The sequence below is a fragment of the Campylobacter sp. RM9331 genome (assembly GCF_020137685.1).
Classification (GTDB): Bacteria; Campylobacterota; Campylobacteria; order Campylobacterales; family Campylobacteraceae; genus Campylobacter_E.
Genome location: NZ_JACGBA010000033.1, coordinates 1 through 5,770, shown reverse-complemented (window position 1 = coordinate 5,770; position 5,770 = coordinate 1). Strand labels below are relative to the sequence as shown.

Annotated in this window: 7 protein-coding genes; all 7 read left to right on the top strand. The window is 27.6% G+C overall.

Going from position 1 to position 5,770, the window contains the following annotated elements:
• Positions 1–232: cation transporter dimerization domain-containing protein (locus AVBRAN9331_RS09495; protein WP_442862302.1), on the top strand; the 232-nt coding region annotated here is incomplete at its 5' end.
• 9 nt (positions 233–241) lie between these two features.
• Entirely contained in the window at positions 242–1,777 is a 1,536-nt protein-coding gene (gene nikA, locus AVBRAN9331_RS09490) for a nickel ABC transporter substrate-binding protein (protein ID WP_239802936.1), read from the top strand.
• A 1-nt stretch (position 1,778) separates the two neighbouring features.
• A complete protein-coding gene (locus tag AVBRAN9331_RS09485) occupies positions 1,779–2,708 on the top strand; it encodes an ABC transporter permease subunit (protein ID WP_336612904.1) in 930 nt (309 codons plus the stop codon).
• Complete coding sequence (gene nikC, locus AVBRAN9331_RS09480) at positions 2,701–3,522, top strand: nickel ABC transporter permease subunit NikC (protein WP_336612903.1); 822 nt, start codon at positions 2,701–2,703, stop codon at positions 3,520–3,522. The genes AVBRAN9331_RS09485 and nikC overlap by 8 nt, the downstream gene beginning before the upstream one ends.
• Positions 3,515–4,240, top strand: a complete 726-nt coding sequence (locus AVBRAN9331_RS09475; RefSeq protein WP_214118843.1) for an ABC transporter ATP-binding protein — start codon at positions 3,515–3,517, stop codon at positions 4,238–4,240. The genes nikC and AVBRAN9331_RS09475 overlap by 8 nt, the downstream gene beginning before the upstream one ends.
• Positions 4,233–4,997, top strand: a complete 765-nt coding sequence (locus AVBRAN9331_RS09470; protein WP_336612902.1) for an ABC transporter ATP-binding protein — start codon at positions 4,233–4,235, stop codon at positions 4,995–4,997. Before AVBRAN9331_RS09475 ends, AVBRAN9331_RS09470 begins: the two co-directional genes overlap by 8 nt.
• Positions 4,998–5,139: 142 nt before the next feature.
• Positions 5,140–5,770 (top strand): branched-chain amino acid ABC transporter permease (locus AVBRAN9331_RS09465; RefSeq protein WP_336612901.1); only part of this gene is annotated, 631 nt, incomplete at its 3' end.

The following is a 5,770-nucleotide window of genomic DNA, read 5'->3' as shown; positions in this document are numbered from 1 at the left end:
CTCATTTATTGAGATTAGTGAAGTAAAAGAATTTATATTAAAGCAAGATTTAAATATAAAAGATATTCACGATATACACATTCATTCAATCTCTCAAGATTATCATATACTAACAGCTCATATAATCTTAGATGATTTAAATGAGTTTAAAAGTGTTTTACAAAAGCTTAATGCTTTACTTAAGAATGAGTTTAATATACATCATATTACTATTCAGCCAGAAACAATATAAAGGATTAAAATGAAAAAATTATTTTTTGTATTTATTTTATTAATTAGTTTTTTAAATTCAAGTGAGCTAAAAGTAGCTACTTCTAAAAATGTAGGAGAACTAAATCCACATTTGTATTCTCCAAATGAAATGTTTGCTCAAAATATGGTTTATGAAGGATTTGTCTCATACTCGCAAGATAATCAAATAATACCTAGCCTAGCTACTTCTTGGGAGATTAGCGAAGATGGTTTGGTATATACTTTTTATCTTAGAAAAGGAGTTAAGTTTTCTAATGGAGAAGACTTTAATGCAAATGCAGTAAAGCTTAATTTTGATGCAATTTTTGCTAATAAACAAAGGCATATTTCTTTTGCACTTGTAAGGGCTTTTGATTATCTTGAAGTAGTTAATGATTATGAAGTAAAGCTTCATTTAAAACATATTTATGAACCTACTTTAAGAGAACTTAGTCTTATTCGCCCTTTTAGATTTATAGCTCCAAGTGCTATGATTGATAATAATACAAAAGATGGTATAAAAGCGCCAATTGGCACAGGTAAATGGAAATTCGTTGATACAAAATTAGGCGTTTATGATAAGTTTGTTAAAAACGAAAATTATTGGGGCGAAAAAGCTAAAATTGATAGCATAGTATGTAAAATAATCCCTGATCCAAGCTCAAAAGTAATAGCTTTAAAAACAAAAGAAATTGATTATATTTATACTGATGGAGAAATTAGCTTAGAAGATTTTATAAACTTGCAAAAAAGCGATTATCAAACGCTAATCTCAAAGCCACTTAGCACTATTTTAATAGCACAAAATACAGCAAAATATCCAACAAATGATATTAATGTAAGAAAGGCTATTAATATGGCTATTAATAAAGATGAAATTAGCAAATATGTTTTTTATGGGACAAGACCAAAGGCTGATTTTTTCTATGATGATAATGTGCCAAATGGTAAAATTGATAGAAGTGCATACGAATATAATCCTAAAAAAGCTAAGCAATTATTACTTGATAATGGTTGGGAATTTAAAAATGGCTTTTTAGAAAAAGATGGCAAAAGATTAGATATAGTGATTTCTTATATAGGCATTAACGCAGAGCAAAAGGCTATATCAGAAGTATTACAAGCGAATTTAAAAGAAATAGGAATTAATCTCATCTTACAAGCTAATGAAAGCACTATATTTTATAAAAGACATAGAAATGGGGAATTTGAATTAATCTTTAATGCTACTTGGGGAGCTCCTTATGAGCCTGAAATTTTTATGGCTTCTATGGTTGCACCAGCTCACGCTGATTATATGGCTCAAATTGGATTAAAGCAAAAACCACTAATTGATGAAAATATAGAAAAATTATCTAAAACAATGAATAAAGATGAAAAATCTAAACTAGCTAAAGAAATACTTACAATCTTACACGATGAAGCGGTATATATTCCTATTGTATATCATACAAATATATGCGTTGCAAGTCCTAAATTAAAAGGAGTTAAAACGAGTATTTTAAAATATGAAATTCCTTTTGATGATATAGAAATTAAGGAGTAGTATGAAAAAATTCATATTAAAAAGAACTTTATATGCCATTATTTGCTTATTTTTAGCATCAATTTTTATTTTTTTATTAATTAGACTTAATGGAACTGATGCTGTTATGAATTATTTGCAAGTTAGTGGGATAGCACCAACTGATGAAGCGATAGAGCATACAAGAATTATGCTAGGCTTAAATGAGCCAATAATTACTCAATATTTAGTTTGGATAAAAAACGCCTTGCAATTAGATTTTGGGACATCATATTTTACTAATCGTAAAATCGCACCTGATTTATTTGAATACTTAGGAAATACTTTAAAGCTAACATCATTTGCCTTGCTTATAACTTTTGTAATCTCTATTCCTTTTGGGGTGTTTTCTGCAATTTATAAAAATCATTTTTTTGATTATTTTGTAAGGATTTTTTCATTTTTAGGTGTTAGCACTCCTAGTTTTTGGCTTGGTTTATTATTTATTTTATTTTTTTCTGTTGAGCTTAATTTATTGCCTCCTTTTGGCATAGGTGGGATTAATCATTTAATAATGCCTGCATTAGCAATATCTTTTATGTCAATTGCTATTAATGCTAGATTTATTAGGATTAATTTTTTACAAGCTTGTAATGAAAGATTTATAGCTTATGCAAAAATGCGTGGTGTAGGAAAGTATAAGATATATTCAAAACATATTTTATTTAATTCTTTACTACCTTTAATAACTGCTTTTGGTATGCATATAGCTGAACTTTTTGGTGGGGCTTTAGTGATTGAAAATATTTTTGCTTATCCTGGAGTTGGTCGTTATGCTGTAAGTGCTATTTATTATAGTGATTATCCTGTAATTCAAGCTTTTAGTATGATGATGTGTTTTGTGTTTATTTTAATTAATTTAATCACTGATATTTTATATGCGATAATTGACCCAAGGATTAGATATGAGTAAGAAAATTTATGAATATTTCGTGTATTTTTTATGTGCTTTTATAATCTTACTTGCTTTATTTGGTAAATATTATGCACCTTATAGTGCAAATGAGATTAATTTAGCGAATAAATTTGCTAGTAATTCATTATTGCATATTTTTGGGACTGATCATTTAGGGCGAGATATTTTCTCAAGGATTTTAGAAGGTGCTTATATTTCAATTCTAGCTACCTTTTCAACCATTATTGTAATAATAGTTTTAGGCGTTAGTGTAGGTTTTATAGCTGGATTTTCAAATAATAAAATTGATAATTTTTTAATGAGAATTTGTGATATATTTTTATGCTTTCCTACTATTGTTTTGGCTTTATTTTTCGTAGGGATTTTAGGAACTGGTTTATTAAATATAATTATAGCCATTGCTTTAACTCACTGGGCTTGGTATGCAAGGATTATTAGAAGCATTGTTTTAAAGCTAAAAAATACTGAATATGTATTAATTAGCAAAACTTGTGGGGCTAGTAATTTTAAAATTTTTAAAAAGCATTTTGCAAAGCCTATTTGTATGCAGCTATTGGTATTAAGCACGCTTGATTTGGGGCATATAATGCTACATATTTCAGGTCTTAGTTTGCTTGGGCTTGGGGTAAAAGCTCCACAGGCTGAATGGGGGATAATGATAGCTGAAACAAAAGATTATATTTTAACTCATTATGAGCTTATTTTGTATCCTGGAATTGCTATGTTAATTGTAATTATTGCTTTTAATTTATTAGGCGATATTTTAAGAGATAAATTTGAAAATTTAATACAAGTTGAAAGTCATGGATAAAATAATAGTAAAAAATTTAAATATATTTTATAAAGATACAGCCTTAGTAAATAATGTTAGTATGAATATACAAAGTGGAAAAATCACGGCTTTATTAGGGCTTAGTGGAAGTGGAAAAAGCCTAATAGCAACAGCTATTATGGGATATGTAGCAAATAATTTAAAGCTTAGCGGGAGTATTTGTTTAGATGATAATTCAAAGCAAAATATTGCTTGTATTATGCAAAATCCAAGAACAGCTTTTAATCCTTTATTTAGTATCAAAAACTGCTTTTATGAGACTTTAAAGGCAAGGAATTTAAAAATTGATAATGAATATATAAAAGAGATTTTAAATAAAGTTAAATTAAACGAAAGCGTTTTAAATCTTTATCCACACGAATGCAGTGGTGGAATGCTTCAAAGAATTATGATAGCTTTAGCCTTAGTATCTCGTGCGAAATTTATAATAGCTGATGAGCCTACGAGTGATTTGGATTTGATTTCTCAAGCTGCGGTTTTAGATATATTAGAAGAAATATCAAGCAAAATAGGGATATTGTTAATAACTCATGATTTTGGAGTGGTTGCAAGACTTGCTGATTATGTTTATGTTATGGATAATGCAAGGATTGTTGAAGAAGCAACTTGTATTGATATATTTAAAAACCCACAAGCAAATATAACAAAAGAATTAATTAATTCACATTTATCATTATATGGAGTTAGCAATGCTTAAGGTAGAAAATATCTCATATTCATATAAAAACTCAAATTTATTTAGCGATAAATATACTCAAGTTTTAAATGGAGTTAGCTTTAATTTAGATGAGAATAATTCTTTAGGTGTTTTAGGAATTAGTGGAAGTGGTAAAAGCACTTTAGCAAAAATCATTGCTAATATTTACAAAGCAAATTCTGGAAATGTATTTTTAAACAATGTAAAAATACAAGACAATAAAGAGTATAAAAAATTAATTCAAATAGTATTTCAAGACTCAAGAGCATCTTTTAACCCTGATTTTAGCGTTTATGAAGCCTTGATTGAACCTTTAGAAAATCTTACTAATTTTAGTAAAAGCGAGATTAAAAAAAGAGCTTTAGAATGCTTAGAATTATTAGAATTAAATCAAGACTTATTAGATAAAAAATGCTCAATGCTAAGTGGGGGACAATTACAAAGGCTAAGCATAGCAAGAGCTATTTCAATTAAGCCAAAAATACTTATTTTAGATGAAGCTACAAGTTCATTAGATGTATTAATTCAAGCAAAGATTTTAAAGACTTTAAAAAATCTTCAAAAGGATTTAAGCTATATCGTAATAACTCATGATTTAAGGATTATAAAATTATTTTGTGATGAAGTTTTAGTCCTTGATAAAGGCAAGGTAATTGAGAGCAAAAAAGTATGCAAAGACTTAGAATTTGAAAGCTTAATGGCTAAAGAATTAAGCAATAGCATATTAAAGCCTTTTCCTAAGGATTTTTATAAATAATATTTAAAAGATTAAATATAATTTTTGTAATTTTGTAAAAAAGTGTTACGAATTTACAAATTCTTATAATTAATCTTAAAAATTATTATGAAATTAAGCTTAGTTTATTAATATTTCTTTTTATTTTCAAAAAAGGTTTTTAATGAGTTCAACGCTACTTATTCAACAGATTTTCAATGGCTTTTCACTAGGCTCAATGTATGCACTAATTGCTATTGGATATACTATGGTTTATGGAGTTTTAAGGCTTATCAATTTTGCTCACGGCGATATTATGATGATAGGCTCGTATGCTTGTTTATTTGCACTTAATTTTTTTGCTTTTCCGTTTATACCTGCTTTTGGTTTTGCTATATTAATTTGTATTGCACTTGGAATTAGCATTGATAAGATTGCTTATAAGCCACTTAGAAATTCTCCTAGAATTTCACTATTAATCACTGCTATTGGAGTTTCGTTTTTCTTAGAAAATCTAATAAATGTATTATTTACAAGCACACCACAACCATTTAATGCACCGAGTATTTTGATAAATCCTATTAATTTATTTGATATTAGAATGTCTTTGCTTGATTTGATAATTCCAACTTTAACTATTATTATTTTAATAGCTGTTTTATTGATTTTGTATAAAAGCAAATATGGAATTGCTATTCGTGCACTTGCTTTTGATATTTCAACCGTTGCTTTAATGGGAATTGATGCTAATAAAATTATAGCTTTTGTATTTGCACTAGGCTCAATGTTAGCTTGTATTGGCGGGATTTTTTGGG

Coding starts and splice junctions, on each gene's coding strand:
- AVBRAN9331_RS09475 (WP_214118843.1), top strand. CDS start 3,515: ATGGATAAAATAATAGTAAAAAATTTAAATATATTTTATAAAGATACA.
- AVBRAN9331_RS09470 (WP_336612902.1), top strand. CDS start 4,233: ATGCTTAAGGTAGAAAATATCTCATATTCATATAAAAACTCAAATTTA.
- nikA (WP_239802936.1), top strand. CDS start 242: ATGAAAAAATTATTTTTTGTATTTATTTTATTAATTAGTTTTTTAAAT.
- AVBRAN9331_RS09485 (WP_336612904.1), top strand. CDS start 1,779: ATGAAAAAATTCATATTAAAAAGAACTTTATATGCCATTATTTGCTTA.
- nikC (WP_336612903.1), top strand. CDS start 2,701: ATGAGTAAGAAAATTTATGAATATTTCGTGTATTTTTTATGTGCTTTT.